Below are 21,515 nucleotides of genomic sequence, written 5' to 3'. Positions count from 1 at the left end.
TAATTCACTAAATAAAGGAGCGAAAAATGGCTATTCAAACTGAAAAACCGATTGAATGTGTCGGCTGTAATACTTTTGATATGAAATCATTATTTGATAATCGAGATTGTACACAAATGCTCAATTATGTTTATGATACGCAGGAACAGGCGCAAACTGCATTAGACTTTTTTACCCAAAAAGCTCGCGAGGTGGAAAGTGAACCTTGTGATGTTCAGGCGGAAATTAGCAAAGCGGAAGACGGATATTTGTTAAAGGCGGAATTCACGTTTTGTTGTCAGGCTGAGCTTGTGATTTTCCAAATGAAGATTGCGTAACCGAATGAAAGTGCGGTTGATTTTCTCGGTATTATGTAGCTATTGCACAAAATATTGTAGGGTGCGTTAGGCGAAGCCGTAACGCACCGTAATGAGACTTATTGATTAATTGACAGGAAGGTGCGTTATGCCTAAGGCTAACGCACCCTACCTTCCAATAAATATTGAATATAAAATTCTTTTTGTGAAATAACTGCACGATACCGGATTTTCTCACCAAATTTCAACCGCACTTTATTTAGAAAATAATATTTTGATCAGCAGCCAAACCGCCGCCGCATCGTCTACTAAACCTAAAGGGCCAAGTATGGCTTCCGGCAGAATATCGAAAGGGCTGAACAGATAAATCAAAATCACTGCTATCTTGATTAATTTGGTTTTATTCATTCGGGCAAACATAAGATTACCTTAGAGCTTGTCAGCGTGGTGGATCATAACGAAACGTTCCCAAAGTTGTTCTTCCGTTTCTTGATGAGCGGGATCCGGCTTGATACAGTTTGTGATCGGGCAAACTTTTTGACAAGTCGGTGTATCATAGTGACCGACACATTCGGTACAAAGTACAGGATCAATTACATAGATCTCATCGCCGACAGAGATCGCCTCGTTCGGGCATTCAGGCAAGCACATATCGCAATTTGTGCATTTGTTTGTGATGAGTAACGCCATGAAGATCCTTTAAATGTATCAACAAATAGAAAGCGGCGAATTATAGCCGACAAATATAAAATTGACAAAAAATAAGCGGATTTTATGAAAAAACAGGTTTCGATACTTTCCATTATTGCTCTGGCTGCTTTAAGTATTTGGCAATATTTTACCGAAGAGCAAAAATCCTCCTCTTCCAAACAAATCGTACAGAGGATCTCTTCCCAATCCGGTAAAAGTGCGGTCAAAAATGGCGATATTTTTTCCGATTATGACGTAAGTATGCGAGATGATTCTATCGGTCAAAATGCCAAGGCTGCAGCGGATTACTATATGTTAGTACTTTCTTGGTCGCCCGGATTTTGTGATTCGCAACGTGAAAAATATGGTGATCGGCTTCCCTCATCCTCTCAATATCAATGTGGAATTAATCGCTCTTTTGGCTGGGTTGTACATGGTTTGTGGCCACAAAATGCGAAAGCCCGTTCTGTTGCGGATCATCCGCGTTTTTGCCAAGGCGATTTGCCCGCTTTGCCAAAATCAACGATTGAGCATTATTTAACCATATCGCCGGGGGCAAAATTATTACAAGGCGAATGGGAGAAACACGGTAGCTGTGCCTTTGACTCTGCCGAACAATATTTTGCCAAAATGCAAACGTTATTTAACACGTTGAATTTACCTAAAGAAAATTTAAGCCGAAGTGAATTATTTCGCTGGATGAAACAGAATAATCCGCAGCTCAAAAATGCCTATCTTGGCGCAAGTCGTAATGAATTATTCATCTGTTATAACAAGCAATGGCAAGTGATTGATTGCCAAAGGTAATGAGGATTTCTTTGATCTAAATCGTTACAACCTAGCGAGATCTAGGTATAATACGCAAGGTTTTGATTTTTAACTTTAACTAACTAAAAGAGGATAGATTATGTCAGTAATCAAAATGACCGACCTGGATTTAGCAGGAAAACGAGTGTTTATCCGTGCAGATCTTAATGTGCCGGTAAAAGACGGTAAAGTGACTTCCGATGCCCGTATTCGTGCCACCATTCCTACTTTAAAATTGGCGCTTGAGAAAGGTGCTAAAGTGATGGTGACTTCGCATTTAGGTCGTCCGACAGAGGGTGAATTTAAGCCTGAAGATTCTTTACAGCCTGTTGTTGATTATTTGAATGAACATCTTGGTGTTCCTGTGCGCTTAGAACGTGATTATCTTGGCGGTGTAGAAGTAAAAGAAGGTGAAATCGTTGTTTTAGAAAATGTTCGTGTCAATAAAGGTGAAAAGAAAAACGATCCTGAATTAGGTAAAAAATATGCCGCACTTTGCGATGTGTTTGTGATGGACGCATTCGGTACGGCTCACCGTGCACAAGCTTCCACCTACGGTGTGGCGGAATTTGCACCGATTGCTTGTGCCGGCCCTTTACTTGCCGCAGAATTAGACGCATTAGGTAAAGCATTAAAAGAACCGGCTCGTCCGATGGTGGCAATCGTAGGCGGTTCTAAAGTTTCAACAAAATTAGAGGTGTTAAATTCTCTTTCTAAAATCGCTGACCAAATTATCGTGGGCGGCGGTATCGCAAATACTTTTATTGCTGCAGCAGGTCATAATGTAGGTAAATCCTTATACGAAGAAGACTTGATTCCGGTTGCGAAAGAATTAGCGGCAAGTACCGATATTCCGGTTCCGGTTGATGTTCGTGTTGGTACGGAGTTCTCAGAAAATGCGCCGGCAACCGAAAAATCTGTCACAGAAGTAAAAGATGACGAGTCTATCTTCGATATCGGTGATAAATCGGCAGAACAATTAGCGGAAATTATCAAAAATGCAAAAACCGTTTTATGGAATGGTCCGGTTGGCGTATTTGAGTTCCCTAATTTCCGCAAAGGAACGGAAATTATTTCTCACGCCATTGCAAATAGCGAAGCATTTTCTATTGCCGGTGGTGGTGATACTTTAGCGGCAATCGATCTGTTCGGTATTGCGGATAAAATTTCTTACATTTCAACCGGTGGCGGTGCATTCTTAGAATTCGTAGAAGGTAAAGTATTACCTGCGGTAGAAATTCTTGAAAAACGTGCAAAAGGCTAATTTTGTAGAAATTAAACACCATATACCTAAAAAATTTTTAATATTTCAAAAGGAAACATAAAAATGGCTAAATTATTAGATATTGTAAAACCGGGCGTGTTAACCGGTGATGATGTTCAAAAAGTATTCGCTTATGCAAAAGAACATAATTTTGCAATTCCGGCGGTAAACTGCGTCGGTTCTGATTCTGTAAATGCAGTATTAGAAACCGCAGCACGTGTAAAAGCACCGGTTATCATTCAATTCTCTAACGGTGGCGCATCTTTCTATGCAGGTAAGGGTATTAAACCGGCTTCCGGCGCTCGTGCGGACGTTTTAGGTGCAATTGCAGGTGCGAAACACGTTCACGCACTTGCGGCAGAATACGGTGTGCCTGTTATTCTTCACACTGACCACGCAGCAAAAAAATTACTTCCGTGGATTGACGGCTTACTTGATGCCGGTGAAAAACATTTTGCCGAAACCGGTAAACCGCTGTTTTCTTCTCATATGATTGACTTATCTGAAGAGCCAATGGAAGAAAATATGGCAATCTGCCGTGAATACCTTGCACGTATGAGCAAAATGGGTATGACCCTTGAGATCGAAATCGGCATTACCGGTGGTGAAGAAGACGGTGTAGATAATTCTGATGTTGATGAATCCCGCTTATACACCCAACCTTCCGATGTATTGTATGTTTACGACCAATTACATCCTGTTAGCCCACGCTTCACTGTGGCAGCGGCATTCGGTAACGTACATGGCGTTTACAAACCGGGTAATGTAAAATTAAAACCGTCTATCTTAGGAGAATCGCAAGAGTTCGTTTCTAAAGAACGTAACCTTCCGGCCAAATCGATTGATTTCGTATTCCACGGCGGTTCAGGTTCTTCTCGTGAAGAAATTCGCGAAGCAATCAGCTACGGTGCTATCAAAATGAACATTGATACGGATACACAATGGGCGTCTTGGGACGGTATTTTAAACTTCTACAAAGCGAATGAAGCCTATCTTCAAGGTCAATTAGGTAACCCTGAGGGCGAAGATGTGCCGAACAAAAAATACTACGATCCACGTGTTTGGTTGCGCAAAATGGAAGAATCTATGTCCAAACGTCTAGAGCAATCTTTCGAAGACTTAAACTGTGTTGATGTTTTATAATCCACAAAAATAGCATAAAATACGACCGCACTTTTGAGTGCGGTTTTTTTATTGTTCGAGTGATTATTTATGCAAATATCTAAACAAAATCTTCTTCCGTTTCTGGTTAATTGTAGTATCAGTTTTTTCTTTTTATCCGTTTTGGCATTTAAAGGCGGACATAATATTGCGCCGTTTTTTCTGATTGCATTAGGGATCGGTTATGGCGTTTACGGGCTATTTAAGAAATTTAAATGGAATTTATCAAAAGAAGATAAATGGTTAATTTATAGTTATATTTTTTATTTTGCTGTTTTTTTGCTTTCACTATTGATGAATGACGGAAGAGGTAGGGAATTAGACAACCCAAGTCGAGCCGTGTTGTTAATTCCGGCCTTAATGCTTTTATTAAGAATGCCGTTAAAACTATGTGCGTTAATTTATGCAATTCCGTTAGGCTCTGTCATTGCAGGATTGGTTGCCCTTTACGATAAATTTGTTTTGCATAGCCAAGCTGCTTATGGTTTGCGTACAATCTATATTCAAGCGGGCGATATTTCAATGTCATTCGGGCTATTTAGTTTAGTGATTGGGCTTTATTACTGGCAAAAATCACAGCGTAAAATGACCGCACTTTGTATTGTTGCTTCGCTCTTTGGCATATTGGGGAGTATTCTTTCAACGGCACGAGGAGGGTGGGTAGCGTTACCTATCATCTTTATCGTGGTGTTGTGGATTTATCGTCATTCACTTTCAAAAGGTTTTTTCTTTGTGCTGGCAACGGTATTTGTTATTGCTATTACCGGCGTAACGAATATGCCGAATAGCCGGGTGATGGAACGCCTGTCTTTCATTCAATCCGATATAAGTAACTATGAAAAGAACAATGCCAATACGTCTCTTGGACTGCGTTTTGATATGTGGAAAAGCGCAATTTTGATGATAAAAGAAAAACCGATTTTTGGCTGGGGCGCAGATGGTGCGACAGAAAAACGTAAGCAGGATGTGAAGGTAAAAGCGGTAAGAGGCAATATCGGACAATTTGATCACGCCCATAACCAGTATCTTGATGATTTGTCTAAGCGGGGTATTGTCGGATTTATCGCTTTTCTCGGCATTTTACTTGTGCCGTTACGTCAATTTAGTCTTCGATTAAACAGTTCGTCTTCAGATATAAAATTGCTCGCAACATTGGGAACGGTGCATATTCTTTCCGTGATGATTTATTGTTTAAGCCAAGGTTTTTTTACGCATAATTCAGGTAATCTTTTTTACTTTTTCTTAACCCTTGTTTTTTATGCCATGTTAAAACAAATGGAGAAATCTCCTTTGGAGGAACAATCATGGAAAAAATCTTAGTCATTCGCAATGATAAACTTGGTGATTTTATACAGGCTTGGCCGGCGTTTGCGATGTTGAAAGCCTCGAATCCTTCATTAAAATTGACCGCACTTGTGCCGCGTTACACCGCACCATTGGCAGAAATTTGCCCTTATCTGGATGATGTGATTATTGATAGCCACAAAGGCGATAAAGCGGATTTTAATCGCCTTGTAAATGAGGTGAAATCGAAAAACTTTGATGCAATGATCAGTTTTTTCTCAAATTCCCACAATGGGAAATTAGCGTGGAAAAGCGGGATTAAATATCGTCTTGCGCCTGCGACGAAATGGGTACAATTTCTTTATAATCATCGCCTTACGCAAAGACGTTCCCGTTCGGAAAAATCGGAAGCGGAATATAATCAGGATTTAGTTCGTGCATTTTTGACAAAACAAGCGATGCCGATAGTTGAAGTGAAACCGCCTTATCTAACCTTTGCGGAAAGTGCGGTTGAAAATCAGCGTATTTTTCTACAAGACATGTTGGGGATTTCAAGAGAAAAAAAATGGATTTTCGTACACAGCGGTTCTGGCGGTTCGGCAACCAATCTTTCACTTGAACAATATGCGGAGTTAATCAAAGGTTTATTAGCTGAATTTGATTGCCATATTGTGCTAACTGCAGGCCCGGGAGAAAGTGAAAAAGCGGGTGAACTTGCACAATTAGTGAATGATTCGCAAGTGGTGATTTATGATAAAAATAATGGCTTGGTGGATTTTGCCCGATCGCTTGCTTGTGCCGATTTATTCATTGCCGGCTCAACCGGACCGTTGCATTTAGCCAGTGCATTTAATATTCCTACCATTGGGTTTTATCCGAATAGTCGTTCTTCTCAACCAAGACGTTGGAAACCGATTAATGAGGCGGATAAACATCTTGCTTTTTGTCCCCCTGCCGGCAAGGAAACACAAATGAATTTAACGCTTATCTCAATTCGGCATGCTTTAGGAGAGATTATTCCTTTCGTGAGAAAGATGTGGCAAGCGGGCAATTAATTTAAGACAGGCTTGTACAATCCAACCGATTCCGGCGGCAAAAATGACGGTGCCTATTCCCACCGTGCCGCCAAGAAAAAAGCCCAGCACACAAACGAACACTTCAATAGCGGTGCGAACACCGCCCACCTTTAAATGAAAGCGTTGACAAATTCCCACCATAAGCCCATCCCTTGGACCTGCACCTAGCTGACAGGTAAGATAAAGTGCCGTGCCTAAGCCGTATAGAAAAAGCCCAAAGATACCAACCCCAATCCGAGAGAGAAGTGCGGTCGGTTCGGGCAAAATTTTTGTGGTGAGATCTAAAAAAAGAGCAATGACAATGATATTCAGGATTGTTCCTAAACCGAAACGTAGTTTCAAAGGCAACCAAGCAATCATTACAACCGCACTGATAAGAAATGATGACCAGCCGATACTCATATCACTTTGTAATGCGACACCTTGAGACAGCACTGTCCAAGGAGATGAACCGAAATCGGATAATACGATCAATCCATCGCCGATTCCCAATATCGCTAAAGCGCATAACAACACGCTTATCGTTTTCGTTTCAACCGACCATAAGGAGTCGGCCGCCCAAGCGGTATGGGGAATTACTCGTGGTTTTTTCATAAATTACCTGTTTCGGTTAGATGTCGCTATCATAAGGGTAAATACAGTAAAGCCAAAATACTTTAATGGTATTATAGAGCATAATTTACAAGATAAATTTTAGATAAATGTGATCAACATCACATTATGAAAATTGCCTTGTATCAAAGTGGGCATTACAATGTTCCATCTTATTTTATGAGGGAAAGTTTTATGCTCGCCACGCTTCAAGATATTCTCAATACCGCCAAAGCCGATAATTTGACTTATCACCAAAAATTAATGACTTTAGGTAATATTGCGGAACGCTTATTTGATCCCCGTGAATTGCTCGGTTATACCGATGAGGAATGGGGCTTTTTGCAAAATCAGATGATTTGTGATTTATGTGAAGGCTATGCGATTTATCGCCCGCGCTATATTTTGCCGGATTACAATGTGTATATTCAAAAAGGCTGTGAATTTTTAGAATTACCTCCACCGAAGGATCTTGATGAAGTCTTAGACGGTTTATTGATTCTTTATTCTCACGTTCCCTCCATTACGACTTATCCCGTGTATATCGGTCGCCTTGATGTATTGCTTGAGCCCTTTATTACGGATGAAGAAAAAGATTATATAAAAATCAAACGTTTCTTAAATCATATTGATAAAACAGTGCCGGATTCGTTCTGCCACGCCAATATTGGTCCTTATGATATGAAAGCAGGTCGTTTAATTTTACGTGCAGTCATTGAGTTGGAAGCTCCAACCCCGAATATGACGATTCGGTATGATAAAACTAAAACGAGCCGTGAATTTGCAGAACTTGCTGCTAAAGCCTGCTTGTTAGTGTCTAAACCTTCTTTTGCCAATGATGCCTATTATATTTCCGATCTCGGTGAAGAATACGGCGTGGCGAGTTGTTACAACGCTTTGCCGGAATGTGGCGGGGCTTATACCTTAACCCGTTTGCGTCTTGGTACTATTGCCCGCTCCTGTAAAAGCACGGATGAAATGGTAAATACATTGTTACCACGAGTGGCAAAATGCGCTCTTTCCACAATGGATAAACGTCATAAATTTGTGGTGGAAGAAAGTTGCTTTTTTGATAGCTCGTTCTTAGAAAAAGAAGGTTTTATCAAGCGTACTAATTTTACCGGAATGTTCGCAATTGTCGGATTAGCGGATGCGACAAATCACTTATTAGAATGTGAAGGTTTAAATGAAACCTTTGGTAAAAGTAAACGTGGAGATGAAATCGCCACCGCAATCATGGATAAATTAAAAGAAATCACCGATACACACGAAGGCCTATATGCAGAACGAACGGGCAATCGTTATTTATTACATGCACAAGTGGGCGCAAGTAATCACGAAGAAGATAAACGCAATACACCGGCACACCGTATTCGTGTCGGGGAAGAGCCGACACTATTGGCTCATTTAAAACAATCAGCCCCTTTTCATAAATATTTTCCATCCGGCACAGGGGATTTATTCGCTTTTGATCAAACTTATGTAGATCACTGTGATGCCGTAGTCGATATTATTGATGGTGCATTTGCTTCAGGCTATCGTTACATCACCACGTATCTGAAAAATACCGATTTAATTCGTGTAACCGGTTATTTGGTGAAAAAAAGTGAGGTTGAAAAATATCGCAAAGGTGAAGTAGCATTGCGTGATACAACTTGGTACGGCGCAGGCACAGATGATTGTGCGAACGTGTTTGATCGGCAATTGCGTGATGAACAAGACGTGAAGGCTTAAAAAGGCAATGAGTATAAAAAAGAGCGGTTAATTTGATCTGCCCCCCAAAAGTTGGACAAAATAAACCAACTCAGTCAGGGGCAGATTTTATGACCAAATACAATCAAACATTCAAACAACAAGCCATCGATTTTTATCTTAAAAATCACTTAGATGTTTCACTTACAAAAAAGCAATTTCAACTTTCCGACACCACCTTAAGACGTTGGATTACCCAATATCAACATTCAGGCAATGCAGGGCTTGCCCTATTGCCCGGCAAACGCATTTATTCCGCTGAATTTAAATATCAAGTCATCCTTGCCGTTCAAAAAGGGGATTTCTCTGCAAGGCAAGCGACAATCCATTTCGGCATAAGTAATTCAGGTCTTATCAGCCAATGGTTGAAAGCCTTTGAAAAAGACGGTATAAACGGTTTACACCCCAAACCGAAAGGAAGACCGACAATGTCCCCGAAAAAACCAAAATACGCCAAAATGCCACCGCCGCCGAAGACCGAAGAAGACCGCTTACGGTTAAGGATTTTGGAGCTTGAAGCGGAGGTGGCATTTCTAAAAAAGTTGGACGAAGTGATACGGGAGGAAGAAGCCGAACGGCGGCGATTATCCAAAGATTGAGAGGGACGTTTCCGCTTAACATCTTGCTTTCATTGGCAAATTTGTCTCGTAGTGTGTTTTTCTATCATTTAAAGCCGAAGGCGGATAAAAATACCGCACTTAAAGCGGAAATCAGGCGGATTAAAGCAGAAAATCCGGCGTATGGTTATCGCCGAGTAAGTACGTTATTGAAAGGCGTTAATCACAAACGGGTACAACACTTAATCCAACAAATGGGGCTACAGGTGAAGGGCAAAAAAGCGAGAAAGTACGCCGCCTATCGCGGTGAAATCGGAAACATCGCCCCAAACCGCTTACAACGGGATTTCACCACAACCCGACCAAACGAAAAATGGCTTACCGACATCACGGAAATCAAAGCCAAAGACGGCAGTAAATGTTACGTCTCACCGATTTTAGACTGCTTCAACTCGGAAATCATCAGCGTTGCTATCAGTCGAAGCCCGAATTGGCAACAAGTGAAAGTAATGTTGCAACAAGCGGTCGAAAAATTACCCAAAGAGGCGAAGCCGATACTGCATTCGGACCAAGGTTGGCAATATCAAATGTGTGCGTATCAACGCATCTTACAAGAAAACGGCATAGTGCAGAGTATGTCAAGAAAGGGAAACTGCCTAGATAATGCGATGATGGAGAGCTTTTTCGGGCGGATGAAAACGGAATGTATCTATGGTAAGCATTTTGACAATGCCGAGGAGGTTGCACAAGCGGTGAGGGAGTATATACGGTATTACAATGAGGAACGAATACAATTAAAATTAAACGGCTTGAGCCCGATACAATATCGAACTCAAACCATTTGTTAAATGGTCTAACTTTTTGGGGTCAGATCAATTTTTCGCTTTTTTTCGGTATTATGTAGCGGTTGCACAAATGTTGTTAAATAAGGATGTTGTAGGGCGGTCAAATTTTTTTCCCACCCATCCAAAGAAGGAATTTCAATGGTGGGCAATAAGTTGCGTTACCCTATTTTTCGCTTTATGCAGTGGTTACGTAATTTAATGTGTCGTTGACGAAAACAAGTTAATAATCAAGACACCAAGGATAATTAATCCGATTCCAATTAATCCTGCCATATCAATTTTTTGCCCGAATGCGAAGTAGGCAACGACAGCGGTTAATACAGTCCCCACACCGGACCAAACGGCGTAAACCAATCCCACAGGTAAGGTACGGAAAATAATCGAAAGTAAATAAAAGGCAATGGCGTAGAGTGTCAATGAGCCGATAGTCGGGACGGGGTTGGTGAAACCGTTACTCAGTTTTAATAAATTTGTTGCGGCTATTTCTAAGCAAATTGAAATTGCGAGTAAAACCCAAGGATTCATTTATACCTCGTTAAAGAAAAAAGAGGTACAAATATGCACCTCTTTTCAGGTTATTAAATTTAATTAGCAATCTTGCTTACCATAAGCTTCTTGACGAAGAATATTGCGAACCCCTTCATCAAGATCAGAAAGTACTTGTTCGGCATTTTTCGGATCTGTGCCACGTGCATCAAGGTAAAACTTAATTTTCGGTTCCGTACCTGAAGGGCGGGAGATTAGGCGACTACCATTTTCAAGTACGAATACTAAGATATCACTTTGGCGATCGGTTTTAGTATGATCGATAAATTGTGCCACTTTAACACCGGCAATTTCAGTCGGCGGATTGTTGCGAAGTGCGGTCATTAATTTAGTGATTTCTGAAAGTTCATCAACACGGATAGAAATTTGTCCGCTCACATAAGCACCGAATTCTTTGGTAAATTCATCGGCATAATCAGCCAAGGTTTTACCTTGTTTTTTCAAATTCCGCACAAGATCTAAGAACATAATCGCCGCAGAAATGCCGTCTTTATCGCGTACTTTATCCGGATCGACTAAGTAACCGAGTGCTTCTTCAAAACCGAATAAGAGCCCTTTAACTTTACCGATATATTTGAAACCCGTTAAGGTTTCTTCTGATTGAAAACCGTATTTTTTCGCGATTTCGGCAAGTGCAGGGGAAGAAACTAAAGAGCAAGCGAGAATACCTTGTTTTCCTTCCGCATGATATTGTTTTGCCAAATACCAGCCTAAGAAACAGCCCACTACGTTTCCGTGTAGCGGTTTCCAGTTACCTTCTGCATCCGGCACGGCAACGGCTAAACGGTCGGCATCCGGATCATTTGCGATAATAAATTCGGCGTTGTTTTCTTTCGCCACTTTGATGGCTAAATCCAGTGCACCTTTTTCTTCAGGATTAGGGAAATTCACGGTTGGGAAAGTACCGTCCGGCCACACTTGTTCCGCAACAATATGAGGTTGTGGTAAACCTGCTTTTGCCAAGGTTTTGCTTAATACCTCATAGCCAACGCCGTGCATCGCTGTGTAAACATAGTTAATATCGCATTGAGGTTCTTTTGCTAAAGAGGCGGTTTTCGCAATGTAAGCATCAACGACTTCATCGTTCAACACAATATAATCGTTGCTACGCGGTAAATCTTTGATATTGCCTGCCGCCACTTTATCGATTAATGCTGCAATGTCTTGATCTGCCGGAGAAACGATTTGTCCTCCACCGTTTGCTTTACCTAAATAAACTTTGTATCCGTTATCTTCCGGTGGGTTGTGGCTTGCGGTAACCATCACCCCGGCAGTGGTGTCAAAATATTGAATTGCATAAGCCAATACCGGAGTTGGTAATTTACGCGGCAATAGATACGCTTTTATTCCTGCTCCCGCCATAATTTCAGCCGTATCACGAGCGAATACATCAGAGTTTTTACGTCCATCGTAACCAATTACGATAGAAGGTGTGTCGTCATAATTTTTTAAATAATCGGCTAATCCGCCTGCCGCTTGAGATACAAGCACACGGTTCATCCCCATCGAACCGGCTTGTAAACGACCACGCAAGCCTGCTGTGCCGAATTGTAAACGACCGTCAAAACGTGCGTGTAATTCAGCTTCCGCTTTTTTATCACCATCTTTTGCCGCATTTAAAAGTGCGGTCAATTCTGCGTGAGTTTCTGCATCGGGATCTTGGCTTAACCAGTTTTGTGCGAGATCAAAAATATTTGCCATAATGTCACCTTCTTAAGTTTAAAGAAATACCTTGGATAGACTAGCGGAAAATAATTAAAGTTCAAAGGGTTATTTGCCAAAAATTTGATCTACTTATCACTTTTTTCACCTAATCGTTTGCATAAAAAACGGTATTCGATTTTAGCCCGAATACCGTTTAACCCGCTTGAATACTACAGTAATAACGCCGAACCCCATTTTATAATGTCGAAGAAGAATTTGTTTTGATTTGTTGCAATACCGTCTTCGGGTTTCTTCGATGTGCCGTCTTCATTTTTTGTTTCATCAACCATACCGTTTTTATATTGACCTTTCACCACATCCAAATCATCACGGGCTTGTGTGCGTAATAGTTGGCAGGCTTTATTTTCCAAAGGTTCGATCTTACCTGTCTGAGTACGGAATTTTTTGAATTGATAAGTCGCATAATTCATTGATTTTTCATCTTTTTGAATCATAGCGACATAGTCTTCACCAATGATTTTTTCAAGTGGATAGAAAAAGACATATTGAGAATGAATATAGCTGTCTTCGTGCTTAAAATGTTGTTGCTGAATACGGGTAAGATTCGGGTAAATACATTGCTCGGCTTGTTTACTGGCTATCGCCCATTGTTTTGCGTCTTTATCCGAAAGCTGATAGTCCGCACCGGCAAATTCTGCAGGAATAGGGGATTGCGGTGTATCGAACAAACTGCAAGCAGCGAGTAAAAATGCCATACTAAGGGTAAGAATATATTTCACCGTTGATTCCTTTTATGTTTTATCAATACCTGTGGTAAACGGGGAAAATTCTAGCAATAACCGCCAAGAAGATAAAGGAACAATTAAATTTTAGTTTTCCCGATTACAAAAACTTCCGTTATAATGACCGCACTTTTGTCTCAAATTAGAAGGTATTCTCAATGCAAAATCCAAAAGATGATGTACTTTATGCGCCTGTTGAATGGGTTGAGCATAGCGAAGGTTATACTGACATTCGTTATCACAAATCCACTGACGGTATTGCAAAAATCACGATTAATCGCCCTGAAGTTCGCAACGCATTCCGTCCGCAGACGGTAAAAGAAATGATTCACGCATTTTCAGATGCACGTTTTGATGAAAAAATCGGCGTGATTGTGTTAACCGGTGAAGGGGAAAAAGCCTTTTGTTCCGGCGGAGATCAAAAAATTCGCGGCGACTACGGTGGCTATAAAGATGAAAGCGGCGTGCATCACTTAAATGTGTTGGATTTTCAACGTGATATTCGCACCTGTCCGAAACCTGTTGTAGCAATGGTGGCAGGCTATGCCATTGGCGGCGGCCATGTATTACATATGCTTTGCGATTTAACCATCGCCGCCGAAAATGCGATTTTCGGTCAAACCGGTCCGAAAGTGGGGTCATTCGATGGCGGTTGGGGAGCAAGCTATATGGCGCGTTTGGTCGGTCAGAAAAAAGCGCGTGAAATTTGGTTCTTATGCCGTCAATATAATGCGCAAGAAGCCTTAGATATGGGCTTGGTGAACACCGTTGTACCTTATGCGGATCTTGAAAAAGAAACCGTGCGTTGGTGTCGTGAAATGCTGCGCAATAGCCCGATTGCCATTCGCTGCTTAAAAGCCGCATTAAATGCCGATTGTGACGGTCAGGCAGGTTTACAAGAATTGGCAGGCAATGCGACAATGTTGTTCTATATGACGGAAGAAGGTCAAGAAGGTCGTAACGCATTCAACGAAAAACGTGCGCCGGATTTCAGTAAATTTAGACGTAATCCTTAGTTTATCACTACAAAGTGCGGTTAAAATTCTCATCGATTTTTAACCGCACTTTTGTATGGGAATAAGATATGGCAAATAAATCTTTTAATCTCTACCGTTACACTATTCCTGTTGACAGCCAACTGATTTTACGGGATCGATTTTTAAAACGCCGTGAAGGATTAATCGTGCGGGTAAATTGCGCTCGTGATGGTTGGGGAGAGATCGCTCCTTTGCCCGGTTTTAGTGAAGAAACGCTTGATCAAGCCGAAACACAAGCGATTGAATGGCTTGAAAAATGGCGTGAAAGAAGTTGTGATGCACCGCGGCTTTCACTTGATGATACTTACCCTTCCGTGGCGTTTGGTATCAGTTGTGCGATGAATGAGATGAAAGGCACTTTAAAAGAAGAGGGCAATTATCAAGCCGCACCGCTGTGTTATGGCGATCCTGACGAACTTTATGCAGAATTGGCAAATCTTTCGGGGGAGAAAGTCGCAAAAATTAAAGTCGGCATGTACGAAGCCAATCGTGACGGTTTAATTGCAGATATGTTTTTAGAAGCGATTCCCGATTTGCGATTGCGTTTAGATGCGAATCGTCATTGGACGTTGGAAAAAGCGTTACAATTTGCGGCAAAAGTAAAACCGGTACACCGTTCCCGTATTCAATTTTTAGAAGAACCTTGTAAAACACCGGCTCTCAGTCGTGAATTTGCTGCGCAAACCGGTATTGCTATTGCGTGGGACGAATCGGTGCGGGAGCCTGATTTTCAGCTTAGAAAAGAACCCTACTTATCCGCCATTGTCATTAAACCGACCTTAATCGGTTCGATTGAACGCTGTGTCGCGTTAATTGAACGGGCTAATGATTTAGGATTAGCCGCCGTAATAAGCTCAAGCATCGAAAGCAGTCTTGGTCTAACACAACTTGCACGTATAGCGCAACAATATACACCTAATGTTACACCGGGCTTGGACACCTTGGATTTAATGGATTATCAGGTGCTCCGTTCATGGCCTAATTCTGATTTACCGCTTGTCGATTTGGATTCCGAATTTATTACAAAGATTATCTGATTCGACCACCATTCATCAGAAAATCAGTATAATCCTGAGTTTCAAAAAGGAAAAAATATGTCACAAAAATCCCGAATTTTGCTATTAAATGGTCCGAACTTGAATATGCTAGGGGCGCGAGAACCGAAGCACTACGGCAGTTTATCTCTTGCTGCAATTGAAGCAAATATCAAGGCTCTAGCCGAGAAACATCAAGTGGAACTTGAATGCTTTCAGGCGAATAGTGAAGAAAAATTAATTGATAAAATTCATCAAAGTTTCCAACAGGTTGATTTTATTTTAATTAACCCCGCCGCTTATACTCATACAAGTGTTGCTTTGCGTGACGCATTATTGGCAGTATCTATCCCTTTTGTGGAAATTCATTTATCGAATGTTCATAAGCGTGAACCCTTCCGTCATCATTCTTATTTTAGTGATGTGGCGGAAGGCGTGATCTGCGGACTAGGGGCGCAAGGTTATGAATTCGCTTTTTTGTTCGCTTTGAACTATTTAGCGAAAAAATAATAAAACCCCTGCATTTTGGGTTAAATTTATAGAATTTTGTCGCATTTTCGCTAAATTTAGGGTAATCTCTGCGGCGCAGAAAACAAGTTTATTACTGACCGCACTTTTAGGTATTTTTGTGATCATCATGTAGTAAAAGTGCGGTTAAAAATTTCATTATTTTAGGAAGAACGTATGGACATTCGTAAAATCAAAAAACTGATCGAATTAGTGGAAGAATCCGGTATCACCGAATTAGAAGTGCAAGAAGAAGAGGGCACGGTGCGTATTAGTCGTGCAGCTCCTGTGGTTGCACCAACAGCGGTACAATATGCCGCACCAATTGCTGCACCTGCACCTGTTGTTGCTCCGGCAGTAGCTCCGGCACCTGCGGTGCAGACTTCGGCTCCTGTGGCTTCCGATGAGTTATCCGGTCATATCGTTCGTTCACCAATGGTGGGAACTTTCTATCGTAGCCCAAGCCCGGAAGCAAAAGCTTTCGTTGAAGTCGGACAAACTGTAAAAGTCGGTGATGCGCTTTGTATCGTTGAAGCGATGAAAATGATGAACCGTATTGAAGCGGATAAAGCCGGTGTGGTGAAAGCTATCCTTATTAATGACGGTGAACCGGTGGAATTTGACGAGCCGTTAATTGTTATTGAATAATCTTATCTATTATCCAAAATGGCGGGCTTGTCCGCCATTTTTTAACAAGTGGAATTTCTTATGTTAGAAAAAGTTGTGATTGCCAACCGTGGTGAGATTGCGCTCCGCATCTTACGCGCCTGTAAAGAGTTGGGCATTAAAACCGTTGCGGTGCATTCCACTGCAGACCGTGAATTAAAACATGTTTTGTTGGCAGACGAAACCGTTTGTATCGGTCCTGCTCCTTCAACAAAAAGTTATTTAAACATTCCCGCAATTATTGCGGCAGCGGAAGTCACCGGGGCGGATGCTATTCACCCGGGGTATGGTTTTTTATCTGAAAATGCCGATTTTGCAGAACAAGTAGAACGTTCCGGTTTTATTTTTATCGGACCGACGGCGGATGTAATTCGTTTGATGGGGGATAAGGTTTCTGCGATTAAAGCAATGAAGAAAGCCGGAGTGCCTTGTGTGCCGGGGTCTGATGGTCCGGTGGGCAATGATATTGCAAAAAATAAAGAAATTGCAAAACGTATCGGCTATCCGATTATCATCAAAGCTTCCGGCGGCGGCGGCGGTCGTGGAATGCGTGTAGTACGTAACGAAGAAGCACTTGAAGAATCTATCGCAATGACAAAAGCCGAGGCGAAAGCCGCATTTAATAACGATATGGTTTACATGGAAAAATACTTAGAAAATCCACGCCACGTGGAAATTCAAGTATTGGCGGATACCCATGGCAATGCAGTGTATTTGGCTGAACGTGATTGTTCTATGCAACGCCGCCATCAAAAAGTGGTAGAAGAAGCACCGGCCCCGGGAATTACGGAAGAAGTACGTAGAGATATTGGTTCACGTTGTGCCAACGCTTGTGTGGAAATCGGTTATCGTGGCGCAGGTACATTCGAGTTCTTGTATGAAAACGGTGAGTTTTATTTCATTGAAATGAATACCCGTATCCAAGTGGAACATCCGGTAACGGAAATGATCACCGGTGTGGATTTGGTCAAAGAGCAGTTACGAATTGCGGCGGGATTACCACTTTCTATCAAACAAGAAGATATTAAAGTGAAAGGTCACGCGATTGAGTGCCGTATTAATGCGGAAGATCCGAAATCTTTCTTACCTTCACCGGGTAAAGTAAATCACTTACATTCGCCGGGCGGTTTAGGCGTGCGTTGGGATTCTCACATTTATGGCGGTTATACCGTACCTCCGCACTATGATTCGATGATCGCAAAATTGATTACTTATGGCGATACCCGTGATGTTGCGATTCGTCGTATGCAAAATGCGTTGGCTGAAACGATCATCGATGGCATTAAAACCAATATTCCGTTACATGAACTGATTTTAGAAGATGAAAATTTCCAAAAAGGTGGCACAAACATTCACTACCTTGAGAAGAAATTAGGTTTACATGATTAATTGCTATAAAAAACGGCTCACAAAAGTGAGCCGTTTTAGATTGCGAACAAACCACCTTATTAAAAGGATGGGGACAGTAGTTTGAAAGTACGGTTATTTTTAACCGCACTTTGATGTTTTGTTTATTCTTCTTCAAATCCTTCTAAATCAAGGGCTTCTTGCGAGAGGAGGATTCCTGTAAGGTCGGCATAAATGTAGTCTTCAGGAAAAAATGTTACACCGCCGAAATTAACCGGAATATCGCTTTCTCCGACATTATTTTCATCTGCACTTACAGGAATTGGCGCTAATGCTTGAATGCCGATATCAATATTTTCGAGTTGTTGGATTTGGCGAACCGCACCATAAACGATAATGCCTTCCCAGTTATTATCTGCTGCGAGTTGAGCCAGTTCCGCATCGATTAGACCGCGGCGAACTGCACCGCCACCATCAATAACCAACACTCGACCTTCACCGTTTTCTTCTAATACTTCAGCGATTAAGCCATTATTTTCAAAGCATTTCACGGTTGTGACTTTTCCATAGAAATTGCTTATACCGCCAAAACTTGAAAAAATCGGTTCTACCACGTCCACTTGATCTGCATAAAGATCGCAAAGTTCTGAAGTATCAATAAACATAAATTCCCCTATCAAAATTTGAGACAAGCCTAAGTATATTCCGATTTAGCCGATAAGCAAGCCTAAACTAAACAACAGATTGATAAATAACGAAATCATTGACATCTGAGCAAGCATTGGGCGTAAGGCTTCAGGCTGTGTGCTGCGATAAACAAAGATTGCGTGTTTGGCAAGTAACGGATAGGCAATCAGAAATAAATAATTTGCTAATGAACTTGCGCTAAACAGTGTAAATATTAGGTAACATAAGGCTGCCGCACTTAATAAAATACAGTGATAAATCCGCCCCTTATATGCGCCTAAACGCACGGCGAGGGTGTTTTTGCCTGCTTTCGCATCCTGTTCTATATCACGTAAATTATTGATGTTTAATACTGCACTTGCCAATAATCCCGAACCAATCGCAGGTAAAATTATTGCTCCGTCAATACTATGTGTTTGTAAGTAATAGGTACCGCCTACACCAATCAAACCGAAAAAGACCAGCACGGAAATATCGCCTAATCCCATATAGCCATAAGGTTTCGCTCCTACAGTGTAGGTGATGGCGGCAATAATGGCTAAAATGCCAAGACCTGCAAAAAACAATAAATCGGATAAACTTTCATAAGCGATGCCAATAAGAAAACTTCCGGAGACAAAGCTTGCCAAGATCATCAATATCAAGCCCCATTTTAGTTCTTGTGCTGAGATTTCCCCTTTTTGAATGCCGCGTAATGGACCGATACGCTCTTTTGTATCAGAACCTTTTTGATGATCGCCATAATCATTGGCAAAGTTGGAAAGTACTTGTAATAAAATGGTTGTCAGCAAACAAAGCATCATTACCAAGATATTAAATTCTTCAGGATTTGCCCGATAGCCAAGTGCTGAGCCGGTAAAGATGGAAGCTAGTGCTAAAGGCAAGGTTTTTGGTCGTGCTGTTTCCCACCACATTTTTAATTTTTTATTTGTCATTTTTTTTGACCGCACTTTTAATTACAATAAGCCGCGTATTCTACACTGAAATAATGCACTTATGAATGATTTAACGTTAACGCCTATTGCAATTATCCACACACCTTATAAAGAAAAATTTTCTGTACCGCGTCAACCGGATTTGGTTCAAGACGGCGTTGGGATTGTGGAGTTACTTCCACCTTATAATTCACCGGAAACAGTGAAAGGGTTGGAACAATTTAGCCATCTCTGGCTGATTTTTCAGTTTGATCAAATTCAGCGGGGAAAATGGCAGCCAACGGTACGTCCTCCCCGTTTAGGCGGTAATCGACGGGTCGGTGTCTTTGCCTCTCGCGCAACGCATCGCCCTAATCCGTTGGGATTATCCAAAGTTGAATTGCGCAAAGTAGAATGTATTCAGGGGAAAGTGTTTTTGCATCTTGGTGCGGTGGATTTGGTGGATGGTACGCCGATTTTTGACATTAAGCCCTATATCGCTTACGCCGATAGTGAGCCTAATGCGCGTTCCGGCTTTGCACAAGAAAAACCGCAGGCGAAACTGAAGATAGAATTTACCGAACGGGCGCAAAGTGCGGTTAAAAAACTTGAAGAAAAACGACCGCACTTAGCGCGTTTTATTTGTGAAGTGATTGAGCAAGATCCTCGTCCGGCTTATCAACAAGGCAAGCCAAGTGAGAGAATTTACGGTATGAGTTTGTATGAATTTAATGTGAAATGGCGTATTAAACCGGAAACGCCGGATGTGGTTGAAGTATTGGATATAGAGAAAGAAAAGGCGGGATAATCCGCCTTACTTTTATAGTAAAAATCTCTACTGTACTGGGGCGCGTCTCAGTCTCACCGTACTATTTGTACAGCCTTCGGCTTGTAGCTTTGTATATATTTTAATTTAATTCACTACATTTAATCTTCCGGTAACGCATTTACCACGGCTTTCACTAACGTGGCGAGTGGAATGGCAAAAAATACCCCCCAGAATCCCCACAAACCACCGAAAATAAGTACGGAAACGATGATGATTAACGGATGTAAATTTACCGCTTCGGAGAATAAATAAGGCACGAGTAAGTTTCCGTCTAATAGTTGGCTCACTGCAAAAGCGATAATGATATACCAAAATGTCGGGCTGATACCAAATTGGAAAAGTGCGACGAGTGCCACGGGAATCGTAACTAATACCGCACCGATATAAGGCACTAATACGGAAAGCCCCACAGCGAATGCCAATAGTAGCGGATAATTCAAACCGAAAATTAAGAAAATGATGTAAGTCACCAGCGTTACGATCAGAATTTCCAACAATTTACCGTGAATATAATTCGCAATTTGTTGCTGCATTTCCGTCCAAACTTTGAAGGCTAAATGGCGATTGCGAGGTAAAAATCGGCTTACGCCTTGTAAAAGTTCACTTTTGTCTTTTAGCATAAAAAACATCATTAAAGGCACCAGAAAGGCGTAAATGCCCAGTGATACCAAATTCATAATTGAAGCGAGAGAAAGTTTCACCGCCGATTCGCCAAAGCCAAGGATTTTTTCACGTACAGAATTGAAGATAGCATCTACCATCGAATAGTCGATTAATTCAGGATAATGTTCAGGCAAAGCGAGCAGCCATTCATTGAGTTTATTAAACATAGCGGGTAAATCGCTTAATAATGAGACGGTTTGGTTCCATAACATTGGCACAAGCACAAGAAAGAACACGATTGCGACGCCAATAAATCCGCCGAAAATGATGATGGTTGCCAACACTCGTGGAAATTTTAGGTTATTGGTGAGAAAACGAATGGGCATTTCTAACAAATATGCCAACACGATGGCAATAAGTAACGGCGCAATTAAATCGCCGAAAAAATAAATCGCAATAAAACCAAAAAGTAAAATTGCCAGTAATCCCATTGCTTGTGGATCACCCAAACGGCGGGCATACCAATTTTTTAACATGTCTAACATAATGAGCATCCAATCAAGTATTTTGCGTCA

At 41.4% G+C, this 21,515-nt stretch carries 23 protein-coding genes; 14 read left to right on the top strand and 9 right to left on the bottom strand.

Annotated features, from left to right (window positions below):
- Nucleotides 1-26 precede the first annotated feature (26 nt).
- On the top strand, nucleotides 27-317 hold the full coding sequence (locus HEMROJRC1_RS02700; RefSeq protein WP_226691513.1) for a YfcZ/YiiS family protein: 291 nt from the start codon (nucleotides 27-29) through the stop codon (nucleotides 315-317).
- A 234-nt stretch (nucleotides 318-551) separates the two neighbouring features.
- Here HEMROJRC1_RS02700 and HEMROJRC1_RS02695 read toward each other — a convergent pair whose 3' ends face one another.
- Together HEMROJRC1_RS02695 and HEMROJRC1_RS02690 are read right to left on the bottom strand one after the other, a co-directional pair.
- A complete protein-coding gene (locus tag HEMROJRC1_RS02695; RefSeq protein WP_226692913.1) occupies nucleotides 552-704 on the bottom strand; it encodes a DUF1232 domain-containing protein in 153 nt (50 codons plus the stop codon).
- A 21-nt stretch (nucleotides 705-725) separates the two neighbouring features.
- Complete coding sequence (locus HEMROJRC1_RS02690; RefSeq protein ID WP_226691512.1) at nucleotides 726-986, bottom strand: YfhL family 4Fe-4S dicluster ferredoxin; 261 nt, start codon at nucleotides 984-986, stop codon at nucleotides 726-728.
- An 84-nt stretch (nucleotides 987-1,070) separates the two neighbouring features.
- Between HEMROJRC1_RS02690 and HEMROJRC1_RS02685 the strand changes: the two genes are divergently transcribed.
- The 5 genes from HEMROJRC1_RS02685 to HEMROJRC1_RS02665 all read left to right on the top strand — a co-directional run bounded on the left by HEMROJRC1_RS02685 (nucleotide 1,071) and on the right by HEMROJRC1_RS02665 (nucleotide 6,557).
- Nucleotides 1,071-1,793 (top strand): ribonuclease, encoded by a 723-nt coding sequence (locus HEMROJRC1_RS02685; protein ID WP_226691511.1) that lies wholly within the window; start codon nucleotides 1,071-1,073, stop codon nucleotides 1,791-1,793.
- A 100-nt stretch (nucleotides 1,794-1,893) separates the two neighbouring features.
- Entirely contained in the window at nucleotides 1,894-3,057 is a 1,164-nt protein-coding gene (pgk, locus tag HEMROJRC1_RS02680) for a phosphoglycerate kinase (protein ID WP_226691510.1), read from the top strand.
- Between the two features lie 63 nt (nucleotides 3,058-3,120).
- Complete coding sequence (gene fbaA / locus HEMROJRC1_RS02675) at nucleotides 3,121-4,200, top strand: class II fructose-bisphosphate aldolase (RefSeq protein ID WP_226691509.1); 1,080 nt, start codon at nucleotides 3,121-3,123, stop codon at nucleotides 4,198-4,200.
- A gap of 69 nt (nucleotides 4,201-4,269) precedes the next feature.
- On the top strand, nucleotides 4,270-5,538 hold the full coding sequence (locus tag HEMROJRC1_RS02670) for an O-antigen ligase (protein ID WP_226691508.1): 1,269 nt from the start codon (nucleotides 4,270-4,272) through the stop codon (nucleotides 5,536-5,538).
- Nucleotides 5,523-6,557 (top strand): glycosyltransferase family 9 protein, encoded by a 1,035-nt coding sequence (locus tag HEMROJRC1_RS02665; RefSeq protein WP_226691507.1) that lies wholly within the window; start codon nucleotides 5,523-5,525, stop codon nucleotides 6,555-6,557. The genes HEMROJRC1_RS02670 and HEMROJRC1_RS02665 overlap by 16 nt, the downstream gene beginning before the upstream one ends.
- Here the strand turns inward: HEMROJRC1_RS02665 and HEMROJRC1_RS02660 are convergent.
- Entirely contained in the window at nucleotides 6,507-7,172 is a 666-nt protein-coding gene (locus HEMROJRC1_RS02660; RefSeq protein WP_226691506.1) for a YitT family protein, read from the bottom strand. The two genes, HEMROJRC1_RS02665 and HEMROJRC1_RS02660, sit on opposite strands and share 51 nt — an antisense overlap.
- Nucleotides 7,173-7,364: 192 nt before the next feature.
- On the opposite strand from HEMROJRC1_RS02660, the gene HEMROJRC1_RS02655 reads away from it, so the two are divergent.
- Nucleotides 7,365-8,903 carry a YjjI family glycine radical enzyme gene (locus HEMROJRC1_RS02655; RefSeq protein ID WP_226691505.1) on the top strand — a complete coding sequence of 513 codons (1,539 nt, stop codon included), beginning with the start codon at nucleotides 7,365-7,367 and terminating at the stop codon, nucleotides 8,901-8,903.
- An 89-nt stretch (nucleotides 8,904-8,992) separates the two neighbouring features.
- Nucleotides 8,993-10,326, top strand: a protein-coding gene (locus tag HEMROJRC1_RS02650; protein ID WP_226691504.1) for an IS3 family transposase whose coding sequence is annotated in 2 segments (ribosomal slippage) — nucleotides 8,993-9,497 and nucleotides 9,497-10,326 — 1,335 coding nt in all. Because the reading frame shifts where the segments join, the coding sequence is not laid out codon by codon here.
- A 192-nt stretch (nucleotides 10,327-10,518) separates the two neighbouring features.
- Here HEMROJRC1_RS02650 and HEMROJRC1_RS02645 read toward each other — a convergent pair.
- The 3 genes from HEMROJRC1_RS02645 to HEMROJRC1_RS02635 form a co-directional block, all read right to left on the bottom strand.
- Nucleotides 10,519-10,848: a multidrug efflux SMR transporter gene (locus tag HEMROJRC1_RS02645; protein WP_226691503.1), complete on the bottom strand. Its 330-nt coding sequence runs from the start codon at nucleotides 10,846-10,848 to the stop codon at nucleotides 10,519-10,521.
- A gap of 63 nt (nucleotides 10,849-10,911) precedes the next feature.
- Complete coding sequence (locus HEMROJRC1_RS02640; protein WP_226691502.1) at nucleotides 10,912-12,570, bottom strand: phospho-sugar mutase; 1,659 nt, start codon at nucleotides 12,568-12,570, stop codon at nucleotides 10,912-10,914.
- A 173-nt stretch (nucleotides 12,571-12,743) separates the two neighbouring features.
- Nucleotides 12,744-13,313 (bottom strand): DUF5358 domain-containing protein, encoded by a 570-nt coding sequence (locus HEMROJRC1_RS02635; protein WP_226691501.1) that lies wholly within the window; start codon nucleotides 13,311-13,313, stop codon nucleotides 12,744-12,746.
- A gap of 161 nt (nucleotides 13,314-13,474) precedes the next feature.
- On the opposite strand from HEMROJRC1_RS02635, the gene menB reads away from it, so the two are divergent.
- From menB to accC, 5 genes are all read left to right on the top strand, one after another.
- Nucleotides 13,475-14,332 (top strand): 1,4-dihydroxy-2-naphthoyl-CoA synthase, encoded by an 858-nt coding sequence (gene menB, locus HEMROJRC1_RS02630; protein WP_194811569.1) that lies wholly within the window; start codon nucleotides 13,475-13,477, stop codon nucleotides 14,330-14,332.
- Between the two features lie 68 nt (nucleotides 14,333-14,400).
- Entirely contained in the window at nucleotides 14,401-15,390 is a 990-nt protein-coding gene (gene menC, locus HEMROJRC1_RS02625; protein WP_226691500.1) for an o-succinylbenzoate synthase, read from the top strand.
- A 57-nt stretch (nucleotides 15,391-15,447) separates the two neighbouring features.
- Entirely contained in the window at nucleotides 15,448-15,897 is a 450-nt protein-coding gene (gene aroQ, locus HEMROJRC1_RS02620) for a type II 3-dehydroquinate dehydratase (protein WP_226691499.1), read from the top strand.
- A gap of 174 nt (nucleotides 15,898-16,071) precedes the next feature.
- Nucleotides 16,072-16,542 (top strand): acetyl-CoA carboxylase biotin carboxyl carrier protein, encoded by a 471-nt coding sequence (accB, locus tag HEMROJRC1_RS02615; protein WP_226691498.1) that lies wholly within the window; start codon nucleotides 16,072-16,074, stop codon nucleotides 16,540-16,542.
- 60 nt (nucleotides 16,543-16,602) lie between these two features.
- Entirely contained in the window at nucleotides 16,603-17,949 is a 1,347-nt protein-coding gene (gene accC, locus HEMROJRC1_RS02610) for an acetyl-CoA carboxylase biotin carboxylase subunit (protein ID WP_226691497.1), read from the top strand.
- 122 nt (nucleotides 17,950-18,071) lie between these two features.
- On the opposite strand, the gene rraA is transcribed toward accC, so the two are convergent.
- Together rraA and HEMROJRC1_RS02600 are read right to left on the bottom strand one after the other, a co-directional pair.
- Complete coding sequence (gene rraA / locus HEMROJRC1_RS02605) at nucleotides 18,072-18,572, bottom strand: ribonuclease E activity regulator RraA (protein ID WP_226691496.1); 501 nt, start codon at nucleotides 18,570-18,572, stop codon at nucleotides 18,072-18,074.
- Nucleotides 18,573-18,617: 45 nt separating this feature from the next.
- Nucleotides 18,618-19,529, bottom strand: coding sequence for a 1,4-dihydroxy-2-naphthoate polyprenyltransferase (locus HEMROJRC1_RS02600; protein ID WP_226691495.1), 912 nt, complete (start codon nucleotides 19,527-19,529; stop codon nucleotides 18,618-18,620).
- A gap of 61 nt (nucleotides 19,530-19,590) precedes the next feature.
- On the opposite strand from HEMROJRC1_RS02600, the gene tsaA reads away from it, so the two are divergent.
- Nucleotides 19,591-20,316, top strand: coding sequence for a tRNA (N6-threonylcarbamoyladenosine(37)-N6)-methyltransferase TrmO (gene tsaA / locus HEMROJRC1_RS02595; protein ID WP_226691494.1), 726 nt, complete (start codon nucleotides 19,591-19,593; stop codon nucleotides 20,314-20,316).
- Between the two features lie 119 nt (nucleotides 20,317-20,435).
- On the opposite strand, the gene HEMROJRC1_RS02590 is transcribed toward tsaA, so the two are convergent.
- Nucleotides 20,436-21,485 carry an AI-2E family transporter gene (locus tag HEMROJRC1_RS02590; RefSeq protein ID WP_226691493.1) on the bottom strand — a complete coding sequence of 350 codons (1,050 nt, stop codon included), beginning with the start codon at nucleotides 21,483-21,485 and terminating at the stop codon, nucleotides 20,436-20,438.
- Nucleotides 21,486-21,515 lie beyond the last annotated feature (30 nt).

Source organism: Rodentibacter sp. JRC1 (genome assembly GCF_020521555.1).
In the GTDB taxonomy this organism is placed as follows: domain Bacteria; phylum Pseudomonadota; class Gammaproteobacteria; order Enterobacterales; family Pasteurellaceae; genus Rodentibacter; species Rodentibacter abscessus.
Note: the sequence above shows the minus strand (reverse complement) of the source record. Positions and strands in the feature narration are given on the sequence as shown.

Bases quoted from the DNA above. Each gene is read 5' to 3' on its own strand.
- HEMROJRC1_RS02700 (WP_226691513.1), top strand. From the start codon at position 27: ATGGCTATTCAAACTGAAAAACCGATTGAATGTGTCGGCTGTAATACT.
- HEMROJRC1_RS02695 (WP_226692913.1), bottom strand. From the start codon at position 704: ATGAATAAAACCAAATTAATCAAGATAGCAGTGATTTTGATTTATCTG.
- HEMROJRC1_RS02690 (WP_226691512.1), bottom strand. From the start codon at position 986: ATGGCGTTACTCATCACAAACAAATGCACAAATTGCGATATGTGCTTG.
- HEMROJRC1_RS02685 (WP_226691511.1), top strand. From the start codon at position 1,071: ATGAAAAAACAGGTTTCGATACTTTCCATTATTGCTCTGGCTGCTTTA.
- pgk (WP_226691510.1), top strand. From the start codon at position 1,894: ATGTCAGTAATCAAAATGACCGACCTGGATTTAGCAGGAAAACGAGTG.
- fbaA (WP_226691509.1), top strand. From the start codon at position 3,121: ATGGCTAAATTATTAGATATTGTAAAACCGGGCGTGTTAACCGGTGAT.
- HEMROJRC1_RS02670 (WP_226691508.1), top strand. From the start codon at position 4,270: ATGCAAATATCTAAACAAAATCTTCTTCCGTTTCTGGTTAATTGTAGT.
- HEMROJRC1_RS02665 (WP_226691507.1), top strand. From the start codon at position 5,523: ATGGAAAAAATCTTAGTCATTCGCAATGATAAACTTGGTGATTTTATA.
- HEMROJRC1_RS02660 (WP_226691506.1), bottom strand. From the start codon at position 7,172: ATGAAAAAACCACGAGTAATTCCCCATACCGCTTGGGCGGCCGACTCC.
- HEMROJRC1_RS02655 (WP_226691505.1), top strand. From the start codon at position 7,365: ATGCTCGCCACGCTTCAAGATATTCTCAATACCGCCAAAGCCGATAAT.
- HEMROJRC1_RS02645 (WP_226691503.1), bottom strand. From the start codon at position 10,848: ATGAATCCTTGGGTTTTACTCGCAATTTCAATTTGCTTAGAAATAGCC.
- HEMROJRC1_RS02640 (WP_226691502.1), bottom strand. From the start codon at position 12,570: ATGGCAAATATTTTTGATCTCGCACAAAACTGGTTAAGCCAAGATCCC.
- menB (WP_194811569.1), top strand. From the start codon at position 13,475: ATGCAAAATCCAAAAGATGATGTACTTTATGCGCCTGTTGAATGGGTT.
- menC (WP_226691500.1), top strand. From the start codon at position 14,401: ATGGCAAATAAATCTTTTAATCTCTACCGTTACACTATTCCTGTTGAC.
- aroQ (WP_226691499.1), top strand. From the start codon at position 15,448: ATGTCACAAAAATCCCGAATTTTGCTATTAAATGGTCCGAACTTGAAT.
- accB (WP_226691498.1), top strand. From the start codon at position 16,072: ATGGACATTCGTAAAATCAAAAAACTGATCGAATTAGTGGAAGAATCC.
- accC (WP_226691497.1), top strand. From the start codon at position 16,603: ATGTTAGAAAAAGTTGTGATTGCCAACCGTGGTGAGATTGCGCTCCGC.
- rraA (WP_226691496.1), bottom strand. From the start codon at position 18,572: ATGTTTATTGATACTTCAGAACTTTGCGATCTTTATGCAGATCAAGTG.
- HEMROJRC1_RS02600 (WP_226691495.1), bottom strand. From the start codon at position 19,529: ATGACAAATAAAAAATTAAAAATGTGGTGGGAAACAGCACGACCAAAA.
- tsaA (WP_226691494.1), top strand. From the start codon at position 19,591: ATGAATGATTTAACGTTAACGCCTATTGCAATTATCCACACACCTTAT.
- HEMROJRC1_RS02590 (WP_226691493.1), bottom strand. From the start codon at position 21,485: ATGTTAGACATGTTAAAAAATTGGTATGCCCGCCGTTTGGGTGATCCA.